Genomic DNA, 26,657 nt, shown 5'->3' with positions numbered 1-26,657 from the left:
TACGGTGATCGGGGCTCTGCGGTGATCGCCCAGGACCCCCTGGCCCTGCTGCCGGAGATCTGCCTGCTCGCCGGCGCCGTCGTCACCTTGCTGGCCGGCTCGTTCCTGCCCCAGCAGCGGCAGTGGATCGCCCGGCTGGTGGCGGTCGCCGCCCTCCTGACCGCCGGGGTGGCCGCGACCCTGGCCCTGGGCGACCCGACGCGGACGGTGTTCGGCGCGTTCGTCGTCGACACCCCGACCGGCATCGCCCGGCTGGTGGTCGTCGCCTCGACGCTGCTGGTCATCGGCCTGGGCATCGAGGAGCTCGCCGGGCAGGTGCGGGAGAGCGAGACGTACACCCTGCTGCTGCTCGGCTCACTGGGCGCGGTGGTGCTCGCGGCCACCGACGACCTGCTGGTCCTGGCCGTCGGCTTCCTGCTGTCCAGCATCCCGCTCTACGCGCTGGTCGGGCTGGGGCGCACCGCCCGGGCCGCCGAGGCCGCGCTGAAGACCTACCTGCTGGGTGCCCTGTCGGGCATCTTCCTGCTGCTCGGCAGCAGCGTGCTGTTCGGGGTGGCCGGCACCACCGCCTACGCGGGGCTGGCCGACGGCCTGGCCGGTGCGCCGGCGGCCGCGGTCGCCGTCGGGGCGATCGGCGTGCTCGGCGGCCTGCTGTTCAAGGCCGGCGGGGTGCCGCTGCACTTCTGGGTGCCCGACGCGACCCAGGGCGCCGGCACCGCAGCGGCGGCCTTCCTCACCACCGTGCCGAAGGTCGGGGCACTGGTCGCGACGGTGCGGCTCGTCGACGTGCTGCCCGGTCCGCTGCCGTGGCCGCTGCTCATCGGGGTGCTCGCGGCGGTGACCATGACGCTGGGCAACCTGGCCGCGCTCGGCCAGACCGACGCCCGCCGGTTGCTGGGCTGGTCGACGGTGAGCCAGGTCGGCTACCTGCTCATGCCGGTGGCCGTGGTCGGCGGCACCGACGCCGCGGTGCCCGCACTGCTGACCTACCTCGTCGGCTACGCCGTCACCAACCTCACCGCCTTCGCGGTGCTCGCCGGTGACCCGCGGACGAATGCGCTCGGCGACTCCCGGGGCCTGGCCCGCCGGCACCCGGGGCAGGCAGCCGCGCTGGTGATCGCCCTGCTCAGCCTGGTCGGCACGCCCCCCACGGCGGTCTTCCTCGGCAAGCTCACCGTCTTCACCGCCGCCTGGGACGGCGGCCTGGCCTGGCTGGTGGTCGTCGCCGCGGCGAACACCGTGCTCAGCCTCGCCTACTACCTGCGGTGGCTGGTGCCCGCGCTGTCCCGGGACGACGACCAGGACGACGCCGGGGACGGCGGGCAGGAACCGCCCGACCGCCCGTGGGCACGCGGCGCCGCCGCCGCCGGCGCGGTCGGGGTGCTCGCCGTGGGACTCGGCGCCGGGGTGGTGACCGCGCTGGTCGGGAGCGGTCCGCTGGGCTGAGCGCCGCCGGCACCCCGATCGGGTGGCATCGACCCCCGCTGCTTGCACACCGTGCAAGAATGCACGCCGTGCAAGAAACTCCCGGGCTGCGCGAGGCGAAGAAGACGGCCACCCGCCGCCAGCTGCGGGCCGCCGCGACCTCTCTCACCCTCGAGCACGGTCTCGACGGCGTCACCGTGGAGCAGGTCTGCGCCGCCGCCGGCGTCTCGCTGCGCACCTTCTTCAACTACTTCGAGTCCAAGGAGGCGGCCCTCCTCGGCGACGACCCGTCCACCGGCAGCCCGGAAGCACGCGCCGCCTTCCTGGCCGGCGGCCCGACCGGCGACCTGCTCAGCGACCTGCTCCTGCTGCTGGACCCGACCGAGCTGATCGAGCACGAGGGCCGGGAGAGCCTGCTGCAGGCGATGCAGCTGGCCCAGCAGGAGCCCCGGCTGCTGGCCGGCCACATCGCCCGGGAGATCGCCCACGAGGCGGAGATCGCCGCCCTGGTGGCCGATCGCCGCGGTCTGCGCGAGCCCGACCTGGGCTGCACCGCGCTGGCCACCACCGCCCAGGCGCTGCTCCGCCTGGCCGGCCGCAGCTGGATCGACGCCGAGGACGGCGCACCGCTGCGCACCCACATCGACCGGACCCGGGCCGCCTACGTCGCCGCGCTCGGATCCACACCCCCCGTCACAGCCTGACCCTCCCGAGGAGCCCCGTGTCCACCGCGACCTCCGCGCCCACCGGCGCCCCACCGATCGTCCTGACCCGGCGGCGGATCAACCTCATCTTCTCGGCGCTCATCGCCGGCATGCTGGTCGCCAGCCTGGACCAGACGATCATCTCCACCGCGATGCCGACGATCGTCGGCGATCTCGGTGGCGTCTCGCACATGGCATGGGTGACCACCGCCTACCTGCTGGCGAGCACCCTCGTCATGCCGGTCTACGGCAAGTTCGGCGACCTCTTCGGACGACGCACGCTGTTCCTGGTCGCGCTCGGGTTGTTCACCCTGGCCAGCGTCGGCGCCGCCCTCTCCCCCAGCTTCGGCACGTTCGTCTTCTGGCGCGGGGTCCAGGGCCTCGGTGGCGGCGGCATGATGATCCTGTCCCAGGCGATCATCGCCGACATCGTCCCGGCCCGGGAGCGCGGCAAGTACATGGGGCCGCTGGGTGCGGTCTTCGGCCTTTCGGCGGTGGCCGGGCCGCTGGTCGGCGGGTTCTTCACCGACCACCCCGAGCTGGGCTGGCAGTGGTGCTTCTGGATCAACGTGCCGATCTGCCTGGCCGCGCTCGTCGTCGCCTGGTTCGCCCTCGCCCTGCCGCGCAAGCGGAACACCGAGCCGGTCGACGTGCTGGGCGTGGTCACCCTGTCGACGGCGACCGCGTCGCTGATCTTCTTCACCGACCGGGGTGGCAGCGACGGCTGGACCGACCCGCGGACGCTGGGCCTGATGGCGCTGTTCACCGTCGCCGTCGTCGCGTTCGTCCGGGTCGAGCTGCGCGCCGCCCAGCCGATCATCCCGATGTCGTTGTTCCGGAACCGCAGCTTCGTGGTGGCCACCGCCCTGGGCGCCGCCGTCGGGCTGGGGATGTTCTCCGCGGTGGCGTTCGTGCCGACCTTCCTGCAGATGGCCTCGGGCACGTCGGCGGCCAACTCCGGCCTGCTGATGCTGCCGATGATGGGTGGCCTGTTCATCACCGCCATCGGCTCGGGCATCGCGACCACCCGGACCGGCCGGTACAAGGTCTTCCCGGTCGTCGGGGTCGTGACCGTCGCCGCCGCCATGGCGTGGATGACCACGCTCAGCGGGCAGACCCCGGTGTGGGTGGTCGGCACCCAGCTGTTCGTCATGGGGCTCGGCCTGGGCCTGATCATGCAGATCGTGGTGCTGATCGCGCAGAACGCCGTCTCGGCCCGCGACATCGGCTCGGCGACGGCGACCAACAACTACTTCCGCGAGGTCGGTGCCACCCTCGGCGTGGCGGTGTTCGGCACCATCTTCACCAGCCGCCTCGCCGACAACCTGGGCGGCGCCCTGGCCGCCAACGCCCAGGAGGCCGCGGCGGCGGGGATCGTCTCCCCCGACACGCTCGTGCCCTCCGCCGTGCAGGCCGCCGATGAGCCGCTGCGCGAGGCGATCGTGGCCGCCTACGCGGACTCGCTGGCGCCGGTGTTCGGCTACCTGCTGCCTGCCTTCGGCATCGCCCTGGTGCTGGCGCTGCTGATCAAGGAGATCCCGCTGTCCGACGTCGCCGGGATGGTCGCCCGGGGCGAGGCGGTCACCGACGAGGGCGACCTGCCGGCGCCGGCACCCACCGCGGACGACGGCGCCCCGGACGTGGTGGTGACCGAGTCGGCGCCGGAGCCGGACGCTCAGCCGCCGGCGGCCCACTCGTAGCGGCAGTCGCGGCAGCGCAGCCGCGACCACCAGCCCGGGTCGTCGCCGGCGTCCGGCACCTCCTCGGGGTCCTGCGCCCCGCAGCCGGGGCAGCGCAGCCGGGCGCTCACCGCGCGCCCACCCCGGCGGGCGGGTGCAGCAGCACCAGCTCCCGGCCGGTGGCCGACATCGCGTCCTGCAGCGAGCGGAGGGCGTGCAGGCCGTCGTCGTCGACGTCCTGCACTCCCTCCAGGTCCAGCGTCACCCGCCGGTGACCGCGCCCCTGGAGCACCAGCACGGCGCCGCGCATGAGGTCGGCGCCCTGCACGCTGAGCCGGCCGCCGGCCCGGATCGCCCCGGCCTGGGCATCGACGAACTCCAGGTAGGCGGTCTCCGGCTCGTGCACCGGGCGGATCACGCGGCGACCCGGGAGCGGCGCGGCTCGACGTGCAGCACGTGCTGCAGACCGGTGCGGCGCAGCACGTCCTGGGTGCGCCGGTCGGCGCCGCGCAGCACCACGGCACCCCCGCGGGCACGGCAGATGCGGTGCGCCCACAGGAAGCTGGCCAGCGCCGGGCTGGCGAGGTTCGGCACCTCGGTGAGGTCGACGACGATCCGCCGCGCCCCCCCGAGGAGCGCCTGGTGCAGCAGCCAGCGCACGTCGGCCAGCCCGTCGCAGACGTCGTCCTCGCAGAGGTGGACCAACCGCTCGTCGCCGGCGCGCTCGTCGGGTCGCGCGGACGTCTGCCGGGCTGCGGTGCTGCTGGTCATCCGGTCCTCCTCGGGCCGCCGCGGGCACGGTGCGGTCAGAACTCAGCCTGCCCGCGGAGGGTGACGATCCCCCCATCCGTTCGTTTGCGATCCGATGACGACCGCACTGCGGCGGCGCTGCCCACCGGTCACGTGGCAGCATGACCGCGTGCCGCCGCGTCTCCTCGTCGTCGAGGACGACGACCACATCCGCACCGCGCTCCGCTGGGCCCTGGAGGACGAGGGCTACGTGGTCGAGGAGGCCGTCGACGGTGAGGACGCGGTCCGCCGTGTCGCCGCCGCCGTCCCCGACCTCATGCTCGTCGACCTCATGCTCGGGGCGATGGACGGCTTCGCGGTGATCCGCGAGGTCCGGCGGGAGCACGACCTGCCGATCATCGTCGTCAGCGCCCGCGCCGACACCCACGACATCGTGGCCGCGCTGGAGGCCGGCGCCGACGACTACGTGACCAAGCCCTTCCAGCTCAAGGAGGTCACCGCCCGGCTGCGCGCCCTGCGCCGCCGGGTGTCCAGCGCTGCCCCCCGGCCGGACGCGGCGGACACCACCACTCCCGAGGTGGTGCTGGACTCCCACGCGGCGGCGCCGCTCGTGCTGCGCCAGGAGCGCGGCACGGTGCACCGGGGCGAGGAGCAGCTGGCCCTCACCCTGACCGAGTTCCGGCTGCTCTGCGAGCTGGCGTCGGTGCCGGGCCGGGTGCTCAGCCGCCAGGACCTGCTCAGCCGGGTCTGGGAGCACGGCTTCTTCGGCGACGAGCGGATCGTCGACGTGCACGTGCGGCGGCTGCGCACCAAGATCGAGCTGGACCCGGGCAACCCCCAGGTCGTCGTCACCGTGCGCGGGCTGGGGTACCGGCTGGACGTGCAGTGAGTCTGGGCACGCAGTGAGATGGACCCAGCGCCCGCGGGGCCTGCGCGCCCGGATCGTGCTGGGGTTCGCCGCGGGCACGCTGCTGGTCTCCGCCGTCCTGGTCGCCACCACCTTCGTGCTGGCCCGCAACTACCTGCTCGACCAGCGGGAGCGCTCCGCCGTCCGGCAGGCCCTGACCGACGCCAGCCTGCTGCGCAGCCGGCTGTCCACCGCCGGCACGGAGGTGGGTGACGTGCTCGGCGACCTGGTGCCCTCCGGCGGCGCCGACGTGCTCGTGCGCAGCGGCGGCGCCTGGTACTCCTCCAGCCTGGAGGTCGGCGCGCGCGACGTCCCGGCGGCGCTGCAGGAGCAGGTGGCCGGCGGTGAACCGGCCACCGCCCGCACCCGCTCGCAGGTCGGCCCGCGGCTCATCGTGGGCGCCGCGCTGCCCGGCACCGACGTGGAGTTCTACGAGGTGTCCACCCTCACCGAGCTGGAGCTGTCGCTGCGCACCCTAGGGGCGGTGCTGGCCGCCGGTGCGGGTGCCGCCACCCTCGCCGGCGCGGCGTTCGGCAGCTGGGCCAGCCGCCGGGCGGTGCAGCCGCTGGAGCAGGTGGCCGGCGCGGCCACCGCGATCGCCGGGGGCGACCTGACCACCCGGCTGCCACCCACCGACGACCCCGACCTGGTCGCGATCGTGGGGAGCTTCAACAGCATGGTCGACGCGCTCTCCGCCCGGATCGACCGGGACGCCCGCTTCGTCGGCGACGTCAGCCACGAGCTGCGCAGCCCGCTGACCAGCCTGGTGACCACCGTGGAGGTGCTGGCCGGCCGGCGCGACGACCTCACCCCGCGCGGACGGGAGGCGCTGGCGCTGGTGCAGTCGGAGCTGGACCGGTTCCGCCGCACGCTCGACGACCTGCTCGAGCTGGCCAAGCTGGACAACGCGCGGGACACCCCCGGCGACGCGGCGTCCGGGGCGGCCCCGCCGGTGGTCAGCGTCGCGGCGCTGGTGCGCGAGGTGCTCGAGCGCACCGGCCACCCGGTCGACCTGCTCACGACCGCCGACGACGACCGGAGCACGACGGTGCTGGCCCGGAAGCTCCCGCTGGAGCGGGCCGTGCGGAACCTGGTGGAGAACGCCGACCGGCACGCGGGCGGGGTCAGCGCGGTGCAGGTGCAGCGCCTCGGGGCCTCCGTCGTGCTGCACGTCGACGACGCCGGGCCGGGCGTGGCCGCCGAGGACCGGGAACGGGTCTTCGAGCGCTTCGCCCGCGGCCCCCGCGCCGCCCGAGGGTCGCTGCCCGGGGCCGGGCTGGGGCTGGCGATCGTCGCCGAGACCGCCACCCACCTGGGGGGCGCCGCCTGGTGCGCACCCAGCCCGACCGGCGGGGCCCGGTTCAGCATCGCGCTGCCGGCGGCGTCGTCGTGAGGGCGCAGGACAGGAGAGCGGCGCAGGACAGGAGGGCGCCGGGCAGGAGGGTGCCGGCACCGCTCACCGCCGTCGCCATCGCGGTGCCCCTCGCGCTGGCCTCCTGCGGGGTACCGACCGGCGGGCCGCCGGAGGCGATCCCGAGCTCCCAGGTGCCCTCGGCCCTCGCGTCGCCGAGCGCGCCGCCGTCGTCGGCCGTGCCGGCGCAGCCCGGCGTCGAGCAGCCGCAGGTGTACCTCGTGGCTCCGTCGGACGTGCTGGTCCCCCGGCCACGCGAGGTGCCCGAGGGCGGAGCCGCCGTCCGGCTGGCCGACCTGCTCGGCGACCTCACCGAGGGGCCGACCCGGGCGGAGCGCGACGACCAGCTGTCGACCGCGCTGCCGCCGGGCACCGAGCTGTCGCTGGCCGACCTCTCCGGGTCGACGGCGACGATCGCGTTCCAGGACGACGCGGACGCGCCGTCGGGGCGGGACAGCCGGCGCACGGTGGCGCAGATCGTGCTGACCGCGACCAGCGTGGTCGGGGTGGACGCGGTGCTGCTGAGCCGCAACGGGCTCCCGGTCGAGGCGCCGCTGCCCTCGGGCGAGCTGACCTCGGCGCCGCTGACGGCGGAGGACTACGCCCCGCTGCTCACGGCTCCACCATCGTGAGCGGTCGCTCCGCGGAGGGTGCCTCGACCTCGGACACCGGGACCGCCCGGGGCAGGCCGCGCTGCTCGCGGTGCGCGTAGAGCACGTCGCGCGGCGGGAGGACATGGCCCTCCGGGCACTGCAGGGTGCCCACCTCGCCGACGTAGACCGGCGACGGACGCTCGGCGACCGCGAAGCGCCCGGCCTGCTCCACGAGCCGGCTGTCGCATCGGGGGCAGTGCAGGTTGTGCACGCTCTGTACCCAGACGGAAACCATGCGTCCACCCTGGGCTCTCCGGGGCCGTCCGGGAAGCCCCGCGTCGCGCATGTGGCGATCCGTCACCGGATCGCAAAGGTGAGCCGGTGGCGTGCGGGGGTAGGGCAGGACGGGCTTGCGCGGGCGACGCCCGTCGCCCGCCCCGACGACCAGGAGGAACGCATGACTCTCACCGCGCAGATGCTGGACACCTACCCGAAGGACCTCGGCGGGATCGACCGGGAGAAGCTGCTCGCCTGCATCGACGCCTGCTTCGAGTGCGCCCAGGCCTGCACCGCCTGCGCCGACGCCTGCCTCAGCGAGGACATGGTCGCCGAGCTGACCACCTGCATCCGCACGAACGCCGACTGCGCCGACGTCTGCGACACGACCGGCCGGGTGCTGTCCCGCCACACCGGCTACGACGCCAACCTGACCCGCGCCGTGCTGGAGGCCTGCGCCGCCGCCTGCCGGGCCTGCGGCGACGAGTGCGCGCGGCACGCCGAGATGCACGAGCACTGCCGGGTCTGCGCCGAGGCCTGCCGCAACTGCGAGCAGGCCTGCCGCGACCTGATCGCCTCGCTCGGCTGACTCGTCCGCCCGCCGCTACGGTGTGGCGGTGATCACCGTCTGCGGGGAGCTGGTCGTGGACCTGATCCCGGCCGCTCCTTCCCCGCCGGCCGAGGCCACCGCCGCACCGGGCGGCCGGCCTACCGCTCCTCCTCCGCCGCGGTACACCGCCTTCCCCGGCGGCAACGCGCTGAACGTCGCGGTGGCCGCCGCCCGGCTCGGCGCTCCGACGCACCTGATGGCGCGGGTGGGCGCCGGGCCGTTCGGTGCGCTGCTGCGCGACCACGCCGCGCGCAACGGCGTGGCCACCGACGCGATGCTCCCCGCCGAGGAGCCGGTCAGCCTGGCGGTGGTCGCGCTGGCCGAGGACGGGTCGGGCAGCTACTCCTTCCACACCCGGGGTGCGGCCGACTGGCAGTGGACCACCGAGGAGCTGGGCCGGGTCTGGCCGGCCGGCACCCGGATCGTGCACGTGGGGTCGATCTCCAGCTGGACGCCGCCCGGATCCGACGCCATCGCCGCGCTGGTCGCCCGGGTGCGCGCGGAGGGGACGGCGCTGGTCAGCTTCGACCCCAACGTCCGGCCCACCCTGGCCGACGACGCGGACGCCGTCCGCGCGCGGGTCACCGGCCTGCGACACGTGGCCGACGTGGTCAAGGTGAGCGCCGAGGACCTGGCCTGGCTGGAGCCCGGCGCCGACCTGGACGAGGCCGCCACCCGCTGGGCGGCCGAGGGGCCGGCGCTGGTGCTGGTCACCGACGGCGGGCGGCCGCTGCGCGCTGTCCGGCCCGGCGGCCCGCTGCTGCGCCGGGAGGTGCCGAGCGTGCCGGTGGCCGACACCGTGGGCGCCGGGGACAGCCTCGCCGCCGGGCTGTTCGCCGGCCTGGTCCGCACCGGCGTCCTCGACCGGGCGGCCCTGCTCGACCTGCCCGAGGCCGAGCTCGTCGGGCTGCTGGACGACGCGGCGCTGGTCGCCGCCCTGGCCTGCACCCGGCCGGGCGCCGACCCGCCGACGCTCGCCGAGCTCGAGGCCGGCCGCCGCTGACCCGGCGGGACCGGCCGGTCAGGTGATCGTCCGGCCCCCCACCTGGAGGCTGCCGACCCGCAGCTCGCCGAACTCCGCCCGGCGGACGGTGAGCCGACCGATCCGCAGCAGCCCGATCGTCAGCGCCCCCACCGCCAGGCCACCGGCGGCGAACGAGCCGACGGCGAGCGCGCCCACCGCCCAGCTCCCCACCGCCAGGGCACCGCTGGCGGTCGCCCCCGCGGCGACCCGGCGCACAGCCACGTCCCCGGCCACCACGTCCCCCACCTGCTGGGCGCAGCACCGCTCCTCCTGGTGGTCCATCTCCGGCTCCTCTCGCTCGCCGCGGGCGCGGCCGCCCGGGTGGTGGAGCCGATCGTGCCTGCTGGACACCGGCTGTGGTCTCCCGAGCGCAGCCGTCCGGCCCTGGCGGGGACCGCCGTCCTGCACGAGCATGGGAGCTCCGCGAGGGAGGAGCCGCCGTGCAGGCCAGGGACCTGATGACCCGGGACGTGGTCACCGTGACGCCGGAGGCGTCGGCGAAGCAGGCCGCGGAGATCATGGCCCGGCACGGGTACGCGGCGCTCCCGGTCGTGAGCGAAGCGGGTGCAGTGGTCGGCATCGTGGCCGAGGCCGACGTGCTGCGCAGCCGCCTGCCGCAGGACCCGCGGTTGCACATGGTCCGCGAACCGGAGAACGCCCCGCCGCCGCTGCTGGTCCGGGGCGTCATGACCTCCCCGGTGGTGACCGTTCCGGCCACGGCCGACGTCGCCGACGTGGCCCGGCTCTTCGTCGACCGCCGGCTGCGCAGCGCCCCGGTCGTGGACGGCGAGCGGCTGGTCGGCATCCTCAGCCGACGCGACCTGCTGCGCACGCTGGTGCGGTCCGACGACGAGATCGCCGGCGACGTGCAGCGGCTGGTCGAGGCCTACACCGGGGAGGGCGACGGCTGGTCGGTGGCGCCCGCCGACGGGGTCGTCACGGTGAGTGGAGCCGGGCGGCGCCGTCCGGCGACCGGCGACGGGACGGGCGGTCCCGAGGTGCTGGACCGGGCGCTGTCCACCCTGGCCCGGACGGTCCCGGGCGTCGTCGCCGTCGTCGAGCCAGGGGGCGGGCGCTAGGGCACCCCGATCGGGGACCTTCGCCCCGGGGCGGGCCGCGGCGGACGCCGCATGCTCGGACCACACCCCGCACGCCCGCCCTGGAGCAGCCATGACCGACCAGTCCCCCGCCCCGTCGCCCCCGTCGTCGTCGGGGTCGACGGTTCCGTCCCCGCCACCGAGGCGGCGCGCGCCGCCGCCACCGAGGCGGCCCGCCGTGGTGCGCCGCTCCACCTCGTCCGGGCGTTCAGCTGGCCGGCGCGGCAGCCGGCCGGGCTGCCTGCCGACGCCCGCGCCGCCGCCCGCCGGTCCGCGGACGCCGACCTGCACCGGCTGCGCACCTCGCTGGTGGACCGACTGCCCGTCGGCCGGGTCCGCGCCGACCTGGTCGACGGCACCGCCGCCGACGTGCTGCGCGCGGCAGCGGGCTCCTCGTCACTCGTCGTCGTCGGCGCGGTCGGGCTCACCTGGGGCGCCGCCTCGCTCGGTACGTCGCTGGGCACGGTCGCCGAGGAGGTCGTCGCGACGTCCGCCGCCCCCGCGCTGGTGCACCGGTCGCCGGCCGGACCGGCTGGGACGTGACCGCCGTCGGCCCTCCCGCCTGGTGCAGGACCCGAGCCAGGTCGCCCGGCTGGACCGCTGGGGGGTGCGCCCGTGGACCCCCGCCTCCCGGCACTGCTGCGTCGTGCTGCGCACCTCGGTCCTCGCCGGCCGCCCGCTGCGCGCCGCGCCGGCACCCCGGGCTTCCCTCCCCGCGGGAGCAGTGCGAATCTGGGCGTGATGAGCAGCCGCGCTCCCCGCCCCGACACCGATCACGCACCGGCCGCCGCCTCGCCGCTGGCCGGCATGCGGCTGACCGAGCTGCTCGGTGAGGTGCAGGAGCGGCTCGCCGCCGTCGCCCGCTCGCAGGAGCGGGTGCAGGACCTGCTCGACGCCTTCCTCAGCGTCTCCAGCGGCCTGGACCTGGACGCCACCCTCCGCCAGATCGTCGAGGCGGCCACCGGGCTGGTCGACGCGCGGTACGGCGCGCTGGGGGTGCTGCGGCCCAGCGGTGGGCTCGGCGCCTTCATCACCGTCGGGATCGACGAGGAGCTGGCGGCCCGGATGGGGCACCTCCCCGAGGGCAAGGGCGTGCTCGGGCAGCTGATCACCGATCCGCACCCGCTGCGGATCACCGATCTGAGCACCCATCCGGCCTCGGTGGGCATGCCGCCGCACCACCCGCCGATGCGCAGCTTCCTCGGCGTCCCGGTGCTGGTCCGGGGCGAGGTGTTCGGCAACCTCTACATGACCGAGAAGCGCGACGGCGCCTTCACCGCCGAGGACGAGGCGGTGCTCACCGCGCTCGCCGGCGCCGCCGGCATCGCGATCGACAACGCCAGGCTCTACGCCGAGGGCGAGGTCCGCCGGCGCTGGCTGACCGCCGTGGCCGACGTCCGCGCCGCACTGCTCGGCGGGCTCTCCCCCGAGGCGTCCTTCCAGCTGGTGGTCGACCGGGTCGCCGAGCTCACCGACGCCGACGGCGCCTGGCTGGTCCGCGCCACCGACGACGTCGACCGCTTCGAGGTGCAGGCCCAGCGCGGCGAGGGGCTCGGCGCCCTCCCCGGCACCACCCTCCGGCTGGCCGACAGCCCCGTGCTGGCCGCGGTGGCGCAGGCCGACGGCGTGGTCACCCTGGACCTCTCGGGGCTCGACCCCGCCGGTCCGGCCGCGCAGCCGCCCTGGGGGCCGGTCATCGCCGTCCCGCTGCGCGGGGTCGACAGCCAGACCGCGGTGCTGATCGCCTGCCGCCGGGGTGGGCGCGACCCCTTCGACCCGACGCTGGGCCCGTTGATCAGCTCGTTCGCCGACCAGGTCGCCCTGGCCCTGGACATGGCGGTGCGCCAGCAGGTGGCCCGCCAGCTCGACGTCTACGAGGACCGCGACCGGATCGCCCGGGACCTGCACGACCACGTGATCCAACGGCTGTTCGCGGCGGGGCTGAGCCTGCAGGCGGCCACCGGCCGGGTCCGCGACCCCACCGTGCAGCAGCGCCTGCGCGGGGTGATCGACCAGCTGGACGAGACGGTCCGCGACATCCGCACGACGATCTTCGACCTGCACACCACCGACGACGCCGAGCACGCCGACAGCCTCCGCCGGCGGGTGCTGGACATCGTCACCGAGGGCACCGGCGACGGCCTGCACCCGACGGTGCGGATGTCCGGTGCGGTCGACAACCTGGTCACCGGTGAGCTGGCGGTCGACGTCGAGGCCGTGGTGCGGGAGGGGGTCAGCAACGCCTCCCGGCACTCCGGCGCCTGGCACGTGACCGTGACGCTCGACGTGGCCGACGAGGTCGTGCTCGAGGTGCTCGACGACGGGCGGGGCATCGACCCCACCGTGGCCCGCAGCGGCCTGCGCAACATGCAGGAGCGGGCCCGCCGGTGGGGCGGGGACAGCGACGTGACGGCGCTGCCCGAGGGCGGCACCCGGCTGCGCTGGTGCGCGCCGCTGCCGGTCCCCGGCCGCGGCTGACGGCTCCGGTCGCCGCCGGTGGGACAGGTCAGGACCTAGGACCCGGGTGCCGCCCCGCCCCGGCGGGGCACAGTGGAGCGGCAGACGATTGTGCCCGGCACAGTCGACGGACCCGCGCGCTGGAGGAACCCGTGCCGACCCAGGTGACCGACCGTGTGCTCGAGGTGCTCTCCGACGCGGAGAGCCGGCGGCTCCTGGAGACCGCCGCGATCGGGCGGATCGCCTACACCGAAGGGGCGCTGCCGGCGATCCAGCCGGTCTCCTTCGCCGTCGTGGGGGCGGAGATCATCATCCCCACCCGCCACGGCAGCAAGGTGGCCGCCGCGAGCCGGGGTGCGGTCGTCGCCTTCGAGGTCGACGAGCACGACCCGGCCGACCGCACCGGGTGGAACGTCACCGTCGTGGGCGCCTCCCGGCTGATCCGCGACCCCGCGGAAGTGGCGGCCCTGGACGCGACCGGCGCCCGGGCGTGGGCGCCGGCCGACGACCCCTGCTACGTGGCGATCGGCATGACCCTCCTCCGCGGTCGGCGCATCTCGCTGGGGGCCGCGGTCCCGTCCGCCACCGCCCCCCTCGCCGGCGCCTGACCGGCACGGACGAGGGGCCGGGGGGATCAGCGGAGCTGCGCCGACCCCGACCCGCCGCGCAGCTCGGTGGCGAGGATCGCCGCCTGCGTGCGCCGCTCCAGCCCGAGCTTGGCCAGCAGGTGGGACACGTAGTTCTTCACGGTCTTCTCGGCCAGGAACATCCGCTCGCCGATCTGCCGGTTGGTGAGCCCCTCGCCGATGAGCTCCAGCACGGTCCGCTCCTGGTCGCTGAGCTTGGCCAGCGGGCCGGTCGGCTCGGCGGCCCGGCGCATGCGCTCCATCACGGCCGCGGCGGCGGTGGGGTCCAGCAGCGACCCGCCCCCGGCCACCGTGCGCACCCCGGAGACCAGGTCCTGGCCGAGGATCTGCTTCAGCAGGTAGCCCGATGCGCCCGCCATGATCGCCTCGAAGAGCGCCTCGTCGTCGCTGTAGCTGGTCAGCATGATGACCTTGAGGTCGGGCATCTTCGACCGCAGCTCGCGGCAGACGCTGACCCCGTCGCCGTCGGGCAGCCGCACGTCCAGCACCGCGACGTCGGGGCGCAGCGCGGGTACCCGGGCCAGCGCCTCCGCCGCGTTCTTCGCCTCGCCGACCACGGTGATGCCCGGGTCCGTCTCCAGCACGTCGGCGACACCGCGCCGGACGATCTCGTGGTCGTCGAGCAGGAACACCCGCACCGGGGTGCTCGCCGCGGCCCCGGTCGCCGCACCAATGGTCACCAGCTGCCCGCCTCTCCCGCACCGGTGTCTCCGGGCGTGCCGACCTCCCACGCTAGAGGCTGTCCACCGCACGGGACACGGGCCCAAGGTCCCGACCGATGCCGGACCGGGTTGACCTGGTCCTTGGTCCCTCGCCGGCGGCCGCGCCGACGGCGGATGCTGGCGGGAGCCGCCACCGCGACCGCCCAGGAGGGGACATGACCGACCCGACGAGCGTCTTCCGGTTCGAGCACGACGAGCACGGCGTGACAGCCCTGGCCGGCAGTGGCCGGCCGGTCGCCCACGTGGAGGTGCGCGAGGACGAGGCCGGGGTGCGGCTGGAGTTCTGGCTGGCCCAGGCGACACCCCCGCGGGTGCGGACCGAGCTCGCCCGGTCGGTCTTCGAGCACGCCGCCCTGCATCCCCGGCGCACCGTGCTGGCCGCCGTCCCGCACGGTCAGCACGACGTCCTGGCCGAGCTGCGGGCGCACGTGTCCGGCGGTCGGACGCACGTCGCCGGGGCCACCTGCCTGCTCGAGGGGCGGGTCCGGTGACCCGCATCCCGCCCTGGGCGGACCTCACCCCACGCCAGCAGGCCCTCGTCCTCGCCCTGGCCTCGGTCCAGCTGTCCCTGGCCGCCACCGCGTGGGCCGACCTGGCCACCCGGCCGGCCGCCGAGGTGAACGGCAGCAAGGCCCGGTGGGCGCTCGTCATCGCGGTGGGCTGGATCGGTCCGCTGGCCTGGTTCCGCCGGGGGCGGCGCCGCTGACCGCCCCGCGCGAACGCGACCGGCCCCCGCCCACCTGAGGTGGACGGGGGCCGGCTGCGTGCGGTGGCCCTCAGGCGGTGGGCCTCCAGGCGCGGGTGGTCACTTCCGGACGTCGATGGCGACCGAGGTGGTCGCGGTCACCGGCGCCCCGAAGGAGTCGGTCATCGACAGGGTGCAGTCGAACGCCGCCGTTCCGACCTGCGTGGGGTTGCCGCGCAGGGTGAAGTTGGCGTTCTGGCCGGCCGGGTAGTCGCGGTTGCCGACCTGCCGGGCGGACCCCGGGGCCAGCTGCAGCGTCATCGCCGGGCCCGAGGTCTGGGCGCAGGAGTACTGGAAGCTGTCGCCCAGCAGCACACCCGTGCCCTTGTTGCCGAACTGCACGACCAGCTGGACGGTCTGCTTGACGTTCGCCCGCACGACCGGCCCGTTGTTGATCTGCTGGTGGAGCCGGGTCGTGGTGGCCGGTGGGGTGACCACCACGTCGAAGGTCCCCGGCGTGGCCACGTTCCCGGCCGCGTCGGCGGCGGTGCAGGTGACCGTCGTGGTGCCGATCGGGAACAGCGCGCCCGAGGGCGTGTCGCAGGTCGGGACGATCGCGCCGTCCCGGGTGTCCCCGGTGACCGGCGGCGTGTAGGTCACCTGGGCACCGTCGACGCCGGTGGAGGTGGCCTGGACCGGGTCCTTGGCCGCGATCCGCGGCGGCGACACGTCCGCCGGGCGGGCCGGCAGCCGGCTCGGGTCGACGATGCCCCAGTAGGCCGGGGTGACCTGCAGGTCGTCGTCGAACGGCGTCGGCTGCTCCCACGGCCGGGCCGCCGGCCAGGTGCGCAGCCAGCTCCGGGCGTTGCTGACGCCCCACACGGTCACCGACTCGATCGACCCGGAGTGCTCGCGGAACACCGCGAACAGGTCACGCCAGTAGTAGCCCAGCTCCGCGGCGGCCGCGGCGTCGTCGGCGTAGGCCGGCGCGTGCTGCGGCACCGTGCCGTTGCTGACGTCGGCGCCGTTGTTCTCCTTGGAGTCGCTCACGTCGAGCTCGGTGATCGCCTGCAGCAGCGGGCGGCCGGTCTCGGCGCTGAGCCGTTCCACACCGGCGAGGGAGTCGCCCACCCACTGCACCGGGCGGGCGAAGTCCACGTGCACCTGGTGGCCGACGCCGTCGATCGGCACGCCGCGCTCGATGAGGCTGCGGACCAGCTCGAGGTAGTCGGCCCGCTTCTCCGGCATCTCGGTGTTGTAGTCGTTGATGAACAGCGCGGCGTCCGGGAAGTACCGGTCCGCGAGCCGGAACGCCTCGTCGACGAACTGCTCGCCGAGCACCTGGAACCAGCGGCTGTCCCGCATGTCGTGCGGGTTGGCGTTGGCGCCGTCGTTGATGACCTCGTTGACCACGTCCCAGGCCCAGACGGGTGAGTCGCCGTCGGGGTACCGGGCGTCGATGTGGTCGGCGATCCCCTTGATGTGCGCCTCCAGCCGGGCGCGCAGCAGGGCCTGGTCGGCGGGGCTGCTGGTCAGGTCGCGGTCGCCGTCCTTGAAGAACCAGGCCGGGGTCTGCGAGTGCCAGGCGAGCACGTGGCCGTACACGTCGACGTCGTTGGCGTCGGCGAAGTCCAGCAGCCGGTCGAGGTTGGTGAAGTCGAAGTTCCCCTCGGTGGGCTGCACGACCTCGGGCTTGCCGTCGTTCTCCGGCGTGATGGCGCCGTAGTGCTTGGTCACCAGCTGGGCGGCCCGGCCCACGGTCTCCCGGGAGTCGATGGCCACGCCGACGTGCTCGAAGCCCTGGTCGCCGAGCACGTCCTGCAGCGCCGGGACGTCCTGGATCGGCGTCTCGGCGAACGGGGCGACGGTGACGTCGTCGATCAGGAAGCTCGTGTTCGCGTCGCCCTCGACGTACAGCTGCGCCGAGTCGATCGGCGCCCCGAGGGTGTAGGTGCCACGCAGCCGGGTCCACTCGGCGTCGGTGACGACCGCGCTGGCGCCGCCGATGTTCTCGTAGTTGGTCTGCGTGCCGCGGTTGCGCTGGATCGAGGCGCGCAGCGACGCCGAGCCCTCGCCGGGCGCCAGCTTGGCCCAGACGGTCACCTGCACGGTCTGGCCGACGGCCAGGTTGCGGGTGACGTCGACGGCCGGGCCCTGCCAGCTCTGCAGCCGGTTGGTGGCCAGCAGGCTGGCCGAGCCGCTGTGGGCGTCGGAGGTCGTGCGCTCGACCCGGGCGTCACCGCGCGGGCCCCAGCCCTGCACCCCGTCCTCAAAGTCCGTGGCCAGCGGAGCCAGCGTGCCCGGCTCCTGCGGCGTGGCCGCCTCGCCGACGATGGTCACGTCGTCGAGGAAGAAGGCCTGGGAGGCGTCGGGGCTCTCGAAGTACGGCTCCAGCTGGCTGCTGGCGGTGGCGAACTCGTAGGTGCCGCTCACCTTCGTCCAGCTGCTGTCGGACACCGCGACCTGCCAGGCCACCGAGTCGTAGGCCGTGACGCCGCCCTCGGGCGTGCGCGCGACGCTCAGCGTGACGAGGTCGCTGCCCGACCCCGCGGGCAGCTTGACCCAGCCCTCGATGGTGTAGCGCCCGGCCGGCATGAACGACCGGGCGTCCAGGCCCGGGCCGTGCCAGGTGTCGCCGCGGCCGGTGACCGCCAGGCTCGCCTCGCCCGTACGGGCCTCCTCGGTGCTGACCGCCACCTGTGCGGCGCCGCGGCCGAACCAGCCGTCGGTGCCGGTCTCGAAGCCGGTGGTGTGCACCGTGGTCGGTGCGGCGGTGGCCGCGGGCGCGGCGACCACGCCGGCCCCCGCCACCAGGCCGAGCATCGCTGCTCCGCCGACCAGACGTCGTTGTCTCATGTGCTCGTGTTCTCCTCGGGATGGATCGCGCAGCCACTGTGCTTCCGGATGGATCCCGGGCGGTTATCGAAACTTTCCGGTACCGCGCCGACCGAAGTGAAGCTCACCACTTCGGGGGAAGTCAATGGATCGGCGTCGACCGATCTCGGGCGAACGCCGCGTGTCGGCGGCGTGTCGAGCTGATGGCGCCGGTGACCCGGCACCCGACCACCAGCCCGCCCGCGCCCCAGGCCGCACGCACGCACCCCGCCCCGCACGCACGCACCCCGCCCCGCACGCACGCACCCCGCCCCGCACGCACGCACCCCACCCCCGCACGCACGCACCCCACCCCCGCACGCGACGGAGCCCGGCCCCGCGACGCGGAACCGGGCTCGGTGTCGTGAGGCGCGACGGGCGCGCCGCGGACGTCAGGCGGGCTGGAGCACCTTGTTCTCGAAGAGCGCCAGCGCCGCCGCGGTGTTCGACGCCGCCACGAAGTAGGTGTCGTGCACCCGCGTGATGTCGTCGTCCATCGCACCGCGCATGATCAGCCACATGATCATCTCGATGCCCTCGGAGCCGGCGAGCCGCACGTAGTCCTCGCGGGACAGCGCCGCCAGCTTCTCCGGGTTCGTCTGGATCTCCTCGAGGAACTGCCGGTCGAAGTCGGAGTTGATGAACCCCGCCCGCGCACCGGCCAGCTGGTGGGACATGCCACCGGTGCCCAGCACCCCGACGGTGATGTCCTCGGGGAAGCTGCGGATCGCCCGGCCCAGCGCCTTGCCCAGCGCGTAGCAGCGCGCGGCGGTCGGCTGCGGGTACTGGATGACGTTGACCAGCAGCGGCACGACCGGGCACGGCCACGCCTCCCCCGGGTCCGGCGTCCACACCGACAGCGGCACGGTCAGGCCGTGGTCGACCTCCAGCTCCTGGAAGACGGTGAGGTCGAAGCCCTCGTCGACCAGGTTCTCCAGCAGGTGCAGGGAGAGCTCGGGGTGGCCGACCACCTCGGGCACCGGCCGCTGGCCGAAGCCCTCGTCGGCGACCGGGTAGCGCTCGGCGGTGCCGATGCCGAAGGTCGGCACGATGTCCAGGTCGATGCCGTTGGCGTGGTCGTTGTAGATCACGATCGCCACGTCGGGCTTGTGCTCGGCCAGCCACTCACGGGCCGGCTGGTAGCCGTCGAACAGCGGCTTCCAGTTGTCGTCCTGGGTCTTGTCCCGGTCCATCGCCGCGCCGATGGACGGCACGTGCGAGGTCGCCAGCCCCCAGATCACCTCGGCCATCAGGACCGCCCTCCCGCGGCGAGCGCCGCCTTGAACTCGTCCTCGGTCATCCCGGTGAACACACCGCCGAGGTACTGCATGGAACGCCCGTCCATCATGGCGAGCTTGTAGACGTAGAAGATGCTGCCGCCGAGGTCGATCATCGCCTGCCAGTCCCGCTCGGTGACCGCGCGCGTCTGCTCGGGGGTGAGCCCGAACTCCGCGCAGTAGGCCGCCTCGTCGGAGAGGAAGCGGTCCCGGGCCTCCTTGGTGCGCAGGCTCATGAACAGCTTGTTCATCTTGAAACCGCGCCGGCTGGTGGCGCCGTCGAAGATCGGCGTGCCCGGCACGTCGATCTTCGACCGCGGTGGTGCGCTGGTCTGTTCGGTGGTCATGAGGGCCTCCTCGCCCGTCGGCCGTGCTCCCTGCTGGTGTCCGTGCCGTGCCTGGTGCCGGTGCCGTTCACGTGCGCTCCTGCGGGTGGGTGGCCAGCGCCTCGACGTGCACGTCGAGCCAGGGGGCCATGGGCAGCGACATCAGTGCGTCGTGCAGCTCGGCCGGGTCGGCCGCCTCGTAGAGGCCGACGGTGGCGTTGCGACCGGGCACCCGCCACAGCCGCTTGAGCACGCCCGCCTCGCGCAGCTCGACCGCGCGCGCCCGCTCACCGGCGCGCAGCTCCGCCCGCCGCTCGGGCGGGAAGTCGGCAGGCAACCGGTTCTCCGACCGGACCAGGAACTCCATCTGCAGGTCTCCTCCCCGCTCAGGCCAGCTCGTGCAGCACGTCGGCCAGCGCCTTCGGCGCGGTCACCATCGCCTCGTGCCCGGTCTCCAGCTCGTGCACCGGCCAGCCACGTTCCCGTGCCCGGTCGGCCTGCGACTGGAACACCCGCATCCAGCTGACGCACTCGATGAACGCGGCCGGCACCCCGTCGGCGGCACCGGAGAGCCGCAACGGGTCGGTGTAGGTCTTCCACGGGTGCGCGGTCAGCCGCGGGGTCAGCCAGTCGACGTCGGCCTGCTCGGTCACCCCGAGCACCGAGAGCTTCCGCACCGGGACCAGCCAACCGAAGCCCTGCTCGGCCGCCGACTCCGCCCAGTGGTGGGCGACCGTCTCCGGCTGCAGCGAGACCGCGGTCTCCCCGTCGGACCCCACGAAGGCGTCGAGGAACACCCGCCGGCGGATGCGCTCGGGCACCCGGTCGGCGACCATGCTGATCACGTTGCCGGCGTAGCTGTGCCCGACGAGCACGACGTCGCGCAGGTCCAGCACCTCGATCAGCCGGACGACGTCCTCGGTGTGGGTGTCCAGCCCGACCTGGGGCGAGAGCAGGTGCGCCCGCTCGGAGAGCCCGGTGAGCGTGGGCGCGTGCACCTCGTGGCCGGCGGCGCGCAGCAGCGGCGCGACCCGGTCCCAGCACCAGCCGCCGTGCCAGGCGCCGTGCACGAGGACGAAGGTGCTCATGCCCGCTCCTCCAGCTCGCTCGCGGGGACGTAGGTGACGCCCAGGGCGGCCAGCTTCTCGCGCATGCCGTAGACGTCGAGGCCGAGCACCCCGGCCTGGAACTGCTCGCGCTTGGCCTGCTCGTTGTCCTCCCGCGCGGTGGAGGCCTCGGCCACCGCGGGCGCGTCGGCGCGCGGGACGACGAGCACGCCGTCGTCGTCGGCGACGATCACGTCACCGGGGCGCACCAGGGCGCCGGCGGCGACGACCGGCACGTTCACCGACCCGGGCGTGGCCTTGACCGTGCCCTGCGCGGAGACCGCCCGCGACCACACCGGGAAGCCCATCGCGGTCAGGTCGGCGACGTCCCGGACACCGGCGTCGATCACCAGGCCGAGCACCCCGCGGGTGGCCAGCTGGGTGGCGAAGAGCTCGCCGAACATGCCGTCGGTCGACGGCGAGGTGGTGGTCACCACCAGCACGTCACCGGGGCCGCACTGCTCGATGCTGGCGTGGATCATCAGGTTGTCCCCGGGCTGGCTGAGCACCGTGACGGCGCGGCCGGCGATCCGAGCGCCGGGGTAGATCGGGCGCAGCACCGGGTGGGTGAGGCCGCGCCGGCCCATCGCCTCGTGCGCGGTGGCCACCCCGGCCTTCGCCAGCACCGCGACGGCGTCGGCGTCCGGGCGCGGGGTGTCGGTGACGATCACGTTCCGGCTCACCACAGCTGGTCACCCACCGTCGGGAAGGTGCGCTGGAAGGCCTCGGCCTGGGTGACGCCCTTCGGGGCGCCGTTGCGCCGGGCCTGCACGCCGCGCCGGGTGCCGAGCTGGGTGTAGTACTCGACCAGGTGCCCCTGCCCGCCGCCCATGCACTGCATCGCCTTGCTCTTGAGCTCGAACACCGGGGTGATGTCCAGCAGCAGCTCGGGGACGAACCCGCAGACCTCGGGCTGGTGCGGCTCGAACTGCAGCACCTGCGCGGCCCCCAGCGGTGTCGCGCCCGGGTCGTGCCCGTGCGCCTGGGCGACCATCCGGGTGAGCAGCGTCGTCTCGTGCGCCAGGTTGTGGTCGCGGTTGTACGGGTCGTTGGCCACGTGGGTGAGGAGCACGTCGGGGAGTCGCTCGCGCATCACCCCGACGATCCGGTCCTGCGCGGCCTCGTCGACCCGCAGCGGGTAGTCGCCGAGGTCGAGGAAGTCGATGCTGGCACCGAGCAGCCCCGCGGCCTCGGTGGCCTCGGCCCGCCGGGCGTCCTTGACCCCCTGGAGGGTCATCCCCTCCTTCGCCCACAGCCCCTGCGACTCACCGCGCTCGCCGAAGCTCAGGCAGAGCACGTGGACCGACGCACCGCGCTGGGCCGAGAGGGCGATGGCGCCCCCTGCCCGCCAGACGAAGTCGGCCGAGTGGGCGCTGATCACCAGCACGGACGGGTTGTCGGGCATCGGGTGCGCGCGCTCCTCGGTTCGGGGTGCCGCCGTCGGGAGTGACCGGTGACACGCCCACGCTAGGCCTGTGAGGCCTCCGGCGGTATCCGTCGGCGGTCAGCTCGTGACCGGGCAGTGCGACAGGTGCCGGCTACGTCATCCGTCGCAGTCATCCGTCGCAGTCATCCCGTCGCAGTCATCCCGTCGCAGTCGACCCGTCGGCGTCAGCTGGGCGGTGGGATGAGCCCGTCGCGGATGGCGAGCAGTGCCGCCTGGGTGCGGGAGGTCAGCTGGAGCTTGGAGAGCACGTTGCTCACGTGCGTGCGGGCGGTGCGCTCGCTGATCACCAGCCGGTCGGCGATCTCCCGGTTCGAGTGCCCCTGCGCCACCAGCACCAGGATCTCCCGCTCCCGGGTGGTCAGCGCGGCCAGCCCCACCTGCGGCCCGGACATCCGCCGGGTCAGCTGGCGGGCGACCGCGGAGTCCAGGTGCACCTCCCCCGCCGCCGCCGCCCGCACCGCAGCGACCACCTCGGTCGGCTCGGCGTCCTTCAGCACGTACCCGGAGGCGCCGGCGGCCAGGGCCGCGTGCACCCGCTCCACCTCACCGAAGCTGGTCAGCACCACCACCGCGACGCCCGGGTGCACCCGGGCGATCGCCTCGGTCGCCTCGATGCCCCCCATCCGCGGCATCTGCAGGTCCATCAGGACGACGTCGGGCAGCGGCGCACCGGTGGTCCGCCGCTGGGTCAGCTGGGCCAGCGCGTCCTGCCCGTCGCCGGCCTCGGCGATCACCTCCAGGGCGGGAACCGCGTCGACGTAGGCGAGGATCCCGCGCCGGACGACGGCGTGGTCGTCGACGACCATCAGCCGGATCACCCCCGTCGCCGGCGCACCGGCCTCCTGGCCCCCCTGCTCCTGCTCGCTCACCGGTCCAGCCCTCCCTGGGTCCGCTCTCGTCCCTGCTCGACCAACGGCAGCGTGAGCCGCACCTGCCAGCCTCCACCGTCGCGTGGTCCGGCGGTGCAGCGCCCGCCCCACCGTTCGGCCCGCTCGCGCATCGACACCAGCCCGAGCGTGGGGCCGGCCGGCGCCTCCACCGCACCGCGCCCGTCGTCCAGGACGGTCACCACCAGGCAGTGCTCCACCGGATCGATGGCGAAGCGGACCTCCACCGTGGACGCCTGCGCGTGCTTCACCACGTTGTGCAGCGCCTCCTGCACCACGCGGTAGACGTCCTCCTGCACCGTCAGCTCCCAGGCGGGCTCGACGTCGCCCTCGGCGAGGACCTCGATCACCAGGCCGGTCCGCACCTCGACGCTGTCGGCGTGCGCGCGCACCGCCTCGACCAGGCCCCGGTCGGCCAGCTCCAGCGGCCGCAGCTCGAAGACCAGCCCGCGCAGGTCGGCCAGGGCGCTCTGCGCCAGCTCGGCCAGCTCGCCGGCCGCGGCCCGCACGCCGGCCGGGCCGGCGTCCCCGGCGTCCAGCTGGGCGCGCAGCGCGCCGGCCTGGAGCCGCATGGAGAACAGCTGCTGGACCACCGAGTCGTGCAGGTCCCGGGCCAGCCGGCGGCGCTCGTCGGACTCCGCCTCCGACCGGGTGTGGGCCAGCAGCGCCGCGATGTGGATGGCGACCGCGGCCTGGTCGGCCATCGCCTCCAGGAAGGCCAGCGAACTGGCGCTGGGGTCCTCCCCCGGCTTGTAGTACGCGTTCATGACGCCGACGGTGCGCCCGCCCACCACCAGCGGGACCGAGGCGAAGCTGTCCCACTCGGGGGTGTCCATCACCGCGTGCAGCGGCGCCCAGCGGGGGTCGGCCATGATCACCGGCTTGCGGTGCCGGACGACCACCGGCCGGCCGGTGGCGAAGGCGTCCATGAAGCGGACGTGCGCCCCCAGCCGGCGGACCGCCGACAACCGCTCGGTGAAGTCCGCGGCGTCCCCGAAGCCGGCCATGCCCAGCACGCGCACCTCGGCCCGCGGGTCGTCCAGGGCGAAGATCTGCACCGCCCCCAGCTGGGCGGTCCGCACCACCTCCTGGGCCACCGCGTCCAGGGTCGTGCGCAGCGAGCGGACGCCGGCCACGCGGGCCGCGGCGCGGGTGATGGCGGTCAGCCGGTCCTGCTGGCGCAGCTCGTCGGTGACGTCGCTGAACCAGACGGCGGCGTGCCCGTCGGGCAGCGTGGTCAGCCGGTACTCCAGCGTGCGTCGACGGCCGTCCGCGGTGGTGACCTCCTGCAGCGCGCCGCTGCCGTCGGGCACCCCGAGGCCGGCGGCCGAGGTGCCGAAGGGGACGAACCCCGGCGGCAGGTCACCGTCGGCCAGCCCGAGGATGACCCGGCCGGCGCGGTTGACCCGGACCAGCCGGCCCTCGGGGTCGAGCACGCCGAGACCGTCGGCGGACACCTCGACCAGGGCGACCAGCAGCTCCTGCGCCGTCCGCTCCCGCGCCACCGTCCCTGCGCCCATCGCCACCCACCCCCAGCTCGGGTCCGGCCGCACCGGTGCGGCCGTACGACCAGAGCGTGGCAGGTCGGACGTCAGGGCAGGACGGGGTGTCACCCCGCGGGGGTCCGCCACCGGTCGGTCACCCCGCGGCGGGGCCGGGGAGGAAGCGCCCGGGGACGTCCGGGCCGGGGACGTCATGTCCGGCGATGCTCTGGCCGCCGCGATCGACGGGCGTGCCGGCGGAGCGCGCCACGACCGTCGCGCGCGGCGCCGCGGACCCCGTGCTGACGGTGGGGGACACGGGCCGTCCTCCTCTCGACGCGGGTGGGCCGTCACCGGTCGCGACCGGTGGACGCCTGCTGCTGCGATGCAACCCGGAACGACAACGGCTGTCGCGCGCGCCCGCGCGCGATCGGCCTACGTCATCCGTCCCACGGGCGGCCGACCCGCCGGGACCGAGCACCGGCACCACCGAGACGGATGACGTAGCCGGGCCCGCCACCGTGTGACGAGTTGCGGACAGCTGTCCGATGCGCCTTCCGTCCAGCCGTCGGCCTGCCTACGGTGGACGGCGAACCACCCCGGGCCGTACGTACCGGCCCTGGTCACCGCCGACCCCCGGGAGCATCCGTGCCGTCCCTCGCAGACCTGCCCGAGATCACCACACACCTCTTCATCAACGGAGAGGTGCACACCGCCGACGACTCACTCCAGGTCATCGACCCCGCCGACGGCGTCTCGATCGTCGGCTACGCCGCGGCCGCCAGCGCCAAGCAGGCCGAGCAGGCCGTCGCCGCCGCGCACCGCGCCTTCCCGGCCTGGGCCGCCCGCACCCCGGCCGAACGCGCCGAGCTGATCACCGCCGCCCTCGCCCCGCTGGAGGCCGACCGGCCGGCGACGGCCGAGGTGCTCACCCGGGAGAACGGCAAGATCAGGATGGAGTCCTTCATCGACTCCATCGTGTTCGCCCACCGCTTCGGCCTGGCCACCGCGCTGGTCGACGAGGTCGACCGGGTCGTCGAGCTGCCCGCGCCGCCGACCGACCTGCGGATCTCGTACCTGCCGCTGGGCGTCGTGACGATCATCGTGCCGTTCAACTGGCCGCTGGCGATCCTCGCCGCCTCGCTGCCCCAGGCGCTGCTCGCCGGCAACACCGTGGTGGTCAAGCCGCCGCCGTCCTGCCCGCTGGCCACCGTGCGCACCGTGCAGCAGGTCGCCGAGCTGCTGCCCCCGGGCGTGCTCAACGTGGTCACCGGCGCCGACGCCGAGATCGGCGCGGCGCTGATCCAGGACGACCGGGTGAAGAAGGTCTGCTTCACCGGCAGCCCCGGCGGCGGCAAGCGGATCATGGCGATGGCCAGCGAGTCGCTGACCCGCGTGGCGCTCGAGCTGGGCGGCAACGACCCCGCGCTGATCCTGGCCGACGCCGTGCTCGACGACGACGCCTTCCAGAAGCTGTACAGCGGCACGTTCGACTCCACCGGCCAGATCTGCATGGCCGCCAAGCGGATCTACGTGCACCGCTCCCGCTACGACGAGGTCGTCGAGGGCCTCTCCACGGCGCTGTCCGGGGTCCGGCTGGGCCACGGGCTCGACGAGGGCGTGAACATGGGGCCGCTGCACAGCCCCAAGCAGAAGGAGTACGTGCAGGAGCTGGTCGACTCCGCCCGCTCCGCCGGCTACGAGGTGCGCGAGTTCGGCGAGCCGGCCCCGGGTGCGGACACCTCCCGCGGCAACTTCCTGCGGCCCTCCATCGTGCTCGACCCCAGCGACGACGCCCGCATCGTGGTCGAGGAGCAGTTCGGGCCGACCATCCCGATCCTGCCCTTCGACGACGAGGAGGACGCGATCGCCCGGGCCAACGACACCTGGTCGGGCCTGTGCTCCTCGGTGTGGACCGGCGACCGGGACCGCGCCGCCGCGGTGGGCGCCCGGCTGCGCACCGGCTACACGTTCGTGAACTCCCACGGTGCCGGCGTGCTCGACGAGCGCGCTCCCTTCGGTGGCTTCGACGGCAGCGGGATGGGTCGCGAGCTGGGCATCGAGGGCATCCGCGAGTTCATGGACACCCACTCGGTCGGCCTGCCGCCGCAGTGAGCGCCCGGGGGCCCCGCGGCGACGTCGCGGGGCCCCGGCCGCACCACCCCGGCCGCCGGGGGGGGGGGGGGGGGGGGGGGGGGGGGGGGGGGGGGGGGGGGGGGGGGGGGCGGGGGGGGCGGCGGGGGGGCGCCGCGCGCCCCGGGCCCGCCGGGGC

The 26,657-nt window shown here is 74.8% G+C and carries 30 protein-coding genes; 15 read left to right on the top strand and 15 right to left on the bottom strand.

The features are described from left to right. The first annotated feature begins 21 nt into the window (after positions 1-21). From ACI783_RS00150 to ACI783_RS00140, 3 genes are read left to right on the top strand one after another with little or no spacing between them, the layout of a single operon-like run. Positions 22-1,446 (top strand): NADH-quinone oxidoreductase subunit N, encoded by a 1,425-nt coding sequence (locus ACI783_RS00150; protein WP_457138558.1) that lies wholly within the window; start codon positions 22-24, stop codon positions 1,444-1,446. Positions 1,447-1,505: 59 nt separating this feature from the next. Further along, entirely contained in the window at positions 1,506-2,129 is a 624-nt protein-coding gene (locus ACI783_RS00145) for a TetR/AcrR family transcriptional regulator (RefSeq protein WP_457138557.1), read from the top strand. Positions 2,130-2,146: 17 nt separating this feature from the next. Beyond that, on the top strand, positions 2,147-3,829 hold the full coding sequence (locus ACI783_RS00140) for an MDR family MFS transporter (RefSeq protein WP_457138556.1): 1,683 nt from the start codon (positions 2,147-2,149) through the stop codon (positions 3,827-3,829). On the opposite strand, the gene ACI783_RS00135 is transcribed toward ACI783_RS00140, so the two are convergent. The 3 genes from ACI783_RS00135 to ACI783_RS00125 are packed head-to-tail and all read right to left on the bottom strand — an operon-like array spanning position 3,805 to position 4,579. Then, positions 3,805-3,939, bottom strand: a complete 135-nt coding sequence (locus ACI783_RS00135; RefSeq protein ID WP_457078970.1) for a hypothetical protein — start codon at positions 3,937-3,939, stop codon at positions 3,805-3,807. The two genes, ACI783_RS00140 and ACI783_RS00135, sit on opposite strands and share 25 nt — an antisense overlap. Then, positions 3,936-4,226, bottom strand: a complete 291-nt coding sequence (locus tag ACI783_RS00130; protein ID WP_457138555.1) for an STAS domain-containing protein — start codon at positions 4,224-4,226, stop codon at positions 3,936-3,938. Before ACI783_RS00130 ends, ACI783_RS00135 begins: the two co-directional genes overlap by 4 nt. Continuing rightward, a complete protein-coding gene (locus tag ACI783_RS00125) occupies positions 4,223-4,579 on the bottom strand; it encodes an STAS domain-containing protein (RefSeq protein WP_457138554.1) in 357 nt (118 codons plus the stop codon). Before ACI783_RS00125 ends, ACI783_RS00130 begins: the two co-directional genes overlap by 4 nt. A gap of 148 nt (positions 4,580-4,727) precedes the next feature. On the opposite strand from ACI783_RS00125, the gene ACI783_RS00120 reads away from it, so the two are divergent. The 3 genes from ACI783_RS00120 to ACI783_RS00110 are packed head-to-tail and all read left to right on the top strand — an operon-like array spanning position 4,728 to position 7,508. Then, positions 4,728-5,447: a response regulator gene (locus tag ACI783_RS00120; protein ID WP_457138553.1), complete on the top strand. Its 720-nt coding sequence runs from the start codon at positions 4,728-4,730 to the stop codon at positions 5,445-5,447. 13 nt (positions 5,448-5,460) lie between these two features. Then, complete coding sequence (locus tag ACI783_RS00115) at positions 5,461-6,858, top strand: HAMP domain-containing sensor histidine kinase (RefSeq protein WP_457138552.1); 1,398 nt, start codon at positions 5,461-5,463, stop codon at positions 6,856-6,858. A gap of 50 nt (positions 6,859-6,908) precedes the next feature. Continuing rightward, positions 6,909-7,508: a GerMN domain-containing protein gene (locus ACI783_RS00110; protein ID WP_457138551.1), complete on the top strand. Its 600-nt coding sequence runs from the start codon at positions 6,909-6,911 to the stop codon at positions 7,506-7,508. Here the strand turns inward: ACI783_RS00110 and ACI783_RS00105 are convergent. Continuing rightward, complete coding sequence (locus ACI783_RS00105; protein WP_457138550.1) at positions 7,489-7,764, bottom strand: hypothetical protein; 276 nt, start codon at positions 7,762-7,764, stop codon at positions 7,489-7,491. The genes ACI783_RS00110 and ACI783_RS00105 overlap by 20 nt on opposite strands. A 162-nt stretch (positions 7,765-7,926) precedes the next feature. On the opposite strand from ACI783_RS00105, the gene ACI783_RS00100 reads away from it, so the two are divergent. Continuing rightward, positions 7,927-8,334: a four-helix bundle copper-binding protein gene (locus tag ACI783_RS00100; protein ID WP_457138549.1), complete on the top strand. Its 408-nt coding sequence runs from the start codon at positions 7,927-7,929 to the stop codon at positions 8,332-8,334. Between the two features lie 28 nt (positions 8,335-8,362). Continuing rightward, complete coding sequence (locus ACI783_RS00095) at positions 8,363-9,358, top strand: PfkB family carbohydrate kinase (RefSeq protein ID WP_457138548.1); 996 nt, start codon at positions 8,363-8,365, stop codon at positions 9,356-9,358. A gap of 18 nt (positions 9,359-9,376) precedes the next feature. On the opposite strand, the gene ACI783_RS00090 is transcribed toward ACI783_RS00095, so the two are convergent. Next, positions 9,377-9,661 carry a hypothetical protein gene (locus tag ACI783_RS00090; RefSeq protein ID WP_457138547.1) on the bottom strand — a complete coding sequence of 95 codons (285 nt, stop codon included), beginning with the start codon at positions 9,659-9,661 and terminating at the stop codon, positions 9,377-9,379. Between the two features lie 158 nt (positions 9,662-9,819). Here ACI783_RS00090 and ACI783_RS00085 point away from each other — a divergent pair, with 158 nt between their 5' ends. From ACI783_RS00085 to ACI783_RS00070, 4 genes are all read left to right on the top strand, one after another. After that, positions 9,820-10,458, top strand: coding sequence for a CBS domain-containing protein (locus ACI783_RS00085; protein ID WP_457138546.1), 639 nt, complete (start codon positions 9,820-9,822; stop codon positions 10,456-10,458). Between the two features lie 51 nt (positions 10,459-10,509). Beyond that, positions 10,510-11,019 (top strand): universal stress protein, encoded by a 510-nt coding sequence (locus ACI783_RS00080; protein ID WP_457138545.1) that lies wholly within the window; start codon positions 10,510-10,512, stop codon positions 11,017-11,019. A gap of 198 nt (positions 11,020-11,217) precedes the next feature. Further along, on the top strand, positions 11,218-12,954 hold the full coding sequence (locus ACI783_RS00075) for a GAF domain-containing protein (protein WP_457138544.1): 1,737 nt from the start codon (positions 11,218-11,220) through the stop codon (positions 12,952-12,954). 131 nt (positions 12,955-13,085) lie between these two features. Continuing rightward, positions 13,086-13,541 (top strand): pyridoxamine 5'-phosphate oxidase family protein, encoded by a 456-nt coding sequence (locus tag ACI783_RS00070; protein ID WP_457138543.1) that lies wholly within the window; start codon positions 13,086-13,088, stop codon positions 13,539-13,541. A gap of 26 nt (positions 13,542-13,567) precedes the next feature. On the opposite strand, the gene ACI783_RS00065 is transcribed toward ACI783_RS00070, so the two are convergent. After that, a complete protein-coding gene (locus ACI783_RS00065) occupies positions 13,568-14,260 on the bottom strand; it encodes a response regulator (RefSeq protein ID WP_457138542.1) in 693 nt (230 codons plus the stop codon). Positions 14,261-14,457: 197 nt separating this feature from the next. Here ACI783_RS00065 and ACI783_RS00060 point away from each other — a divergent pair, with 197 nt between their 5' ends. Continuing rightward, on the top strand, positions 14,458-14,793 hold the full coding sequence (locus ACI783_RS00060; protein ID WP_457138541.1) for a hypothetical protein: 336 nt from the start codon (positions 14,458-14,460) through the stop codon (positions 14,791-14,793). Beyond that, positions 14,790-15,008, top strand: coding sequence for a hypothetical protein (locus ACI783_RS00055; RefSeq protein ID WP_457138540.1), 219 nt, complete (start codon positions 14,790-14,792; stop codon positions 15,006-15,008). Before ACI783_RS00060 ends, ACI783_RS00055 begins: the two co-directional genes overlap by 4 nt. A gap of 99 nt (positions 15,009-15,107) precedes the next feature. On the opposite strand, the gene ACI783_RS00050 is transcribed toward ACI783_RS00055, so the two are convergent. From ACI783_RS00050 to ACI783_RS00010, 9 genes are all read right to left on the bottom strand, one after another. Continuing rightward, the gene (locus ACI783_RS00050; RefSeq protein WP_457138539.1) at positions 15,108-17,843 is read right to left on the bottom strand and encodes an endo-1,4-beta-xylanase; all 2,736 of its coding nucleotides are present in this window, start codon (positions 17,841-17,843) and stop codon (positions 15,108-15,110) included. 410 nt (positions 17,844-18,253) lie between these two features. Continuing rightward, the gene (locus ACI783_RS00045) at positions 18,254-19,111 is read right to left on the bottom strand and encodes a class III extradiol dioxygenase family protein (RefSeq protein WP_457138538.1); all 858 of its coding nucleotides are present in this window, start codon (positions 19,109-19,111) and stop codon (positions 18,254-18,256) included. Beyond that, positions 19,111-19,485 (bottom strand): protocatechuate 4,5-dioxygenase subunit alpha, encoded by a 375-nt coding sequence (gene ligA, locus ACI783_RS00040; protein WP_457138537.1) that lies wholly within the window; start codon positions 19,483-19,485, stop codon positions 19,111-19,113. Before ligA ends, ACI783_RS00045 begins: the two co-directional genes overlap by 1 nt. A 67-nt stretch (positions 19,486-19,552) precedes the next feature. Further along, positions 19,553-19,831, bottom strand: coding sequence for a muconolactone Delta-isomerase family protein (locus tag ACI783_RS00035; RefSeq protein ID WP_153361195.1), 279 nt, complete (start codon positions 19,829-19,831; stop codon positions 19,553-19,555). A 19-nt stretch (positions 19,832-19,850) separates the two neighbouring features. Continuing rightward, positions 19,851-20,552 (bottom strand): alpha/beta fold hydrolase, encoded by a 702-nt coding sequence (locus ACI783_RS00030; RefSeq protein ID WP_457138536.1) that lies wholly within the window; start codon positions 20,550-20,552, stop codon positions 19,851-19,853. After that, positions 20,549-21,253, bottom strand: coding sequence for a 4-carboxy-4-hydroxy-2-oxoadipate aldolase/oxaloacetate decarboxylase (locus tag ACI783_RS00025; RefSeq protein WP_457138535.1), 705 nt, complete (start codon positions 21,251-21,253; stop codon positions 20,549-20,551). Before ACI783_RS00025 ends, ACI783_RS00030 begins: the two co-directional genes overlap by 4 nt. After that, entirely contained in the window at positions 21,250-21,975 is a 726-nt protein-coding gene (locus tag ACI783_RS00020; protein WP_457138534.1) for a PIG-L deacetylase family protein, read from the bottom strand. The genes ACI783_RS00025 and ACI783_RS00020 overlap by 4 nt, the downstream gene beginning before the upstream one ends. A 206-nt stretch (positions 21,976-22,181) precedes the next feature. Continuing rightward, complete coding sequence (locus ACI783_RS00015) at positions 22,182-22,886, bottom strand: response regulator (RefSeq protein ID WP_457138533.1); 705 nt, start codon at positions 22,884-22,886, stop codon at positions 22,182-22,184. Further along, the gene (locus tag ACI783_RS00010; RefSeq protein ID WP_457138532.1) at positions 22,883-24,424 is read right to left on the bottom strand and encodes a GAF domain-containing protein; all 1,542 of its coding nucleotides are present in this window, start codon (positions 24,422-24,424) and stop codon (positions 22,883-22,885) included. Before ACI783_RS00010 ends, ACI783_RS00015 begins: the two co-directional genes overlap by 4 nt. Positions 24,425-25,033: 609 nt before the next feature. On the opposite strand from ACI783_RS00010, the gene ACI783_RS00005 reads away from it, so the two are divergent. Next, positions 25,034-26,500 (top strand): aldehyde dehydrogenase family protein, encoded by a 1,467-nt coding sequence (locus ACI783_RS00005; protein WP_457138531.1) that lies wholly within the window; start codon positions 25,034-25,036, stop codon positions 26,498-26,500. The last annotated feature ends 157 nt before the right edge of the window (positions 26,501-26,657 follow it).

The sequence above is a fragment of the Modestobacter sp. SYSU DS0511 genome, from assembly GCF_054050755.1.
The sequence above is the reverse complement of the archived record's forward strand: the minus strand, read 5'-3'. Positions and strand labels throughout refer to the sequence as shown.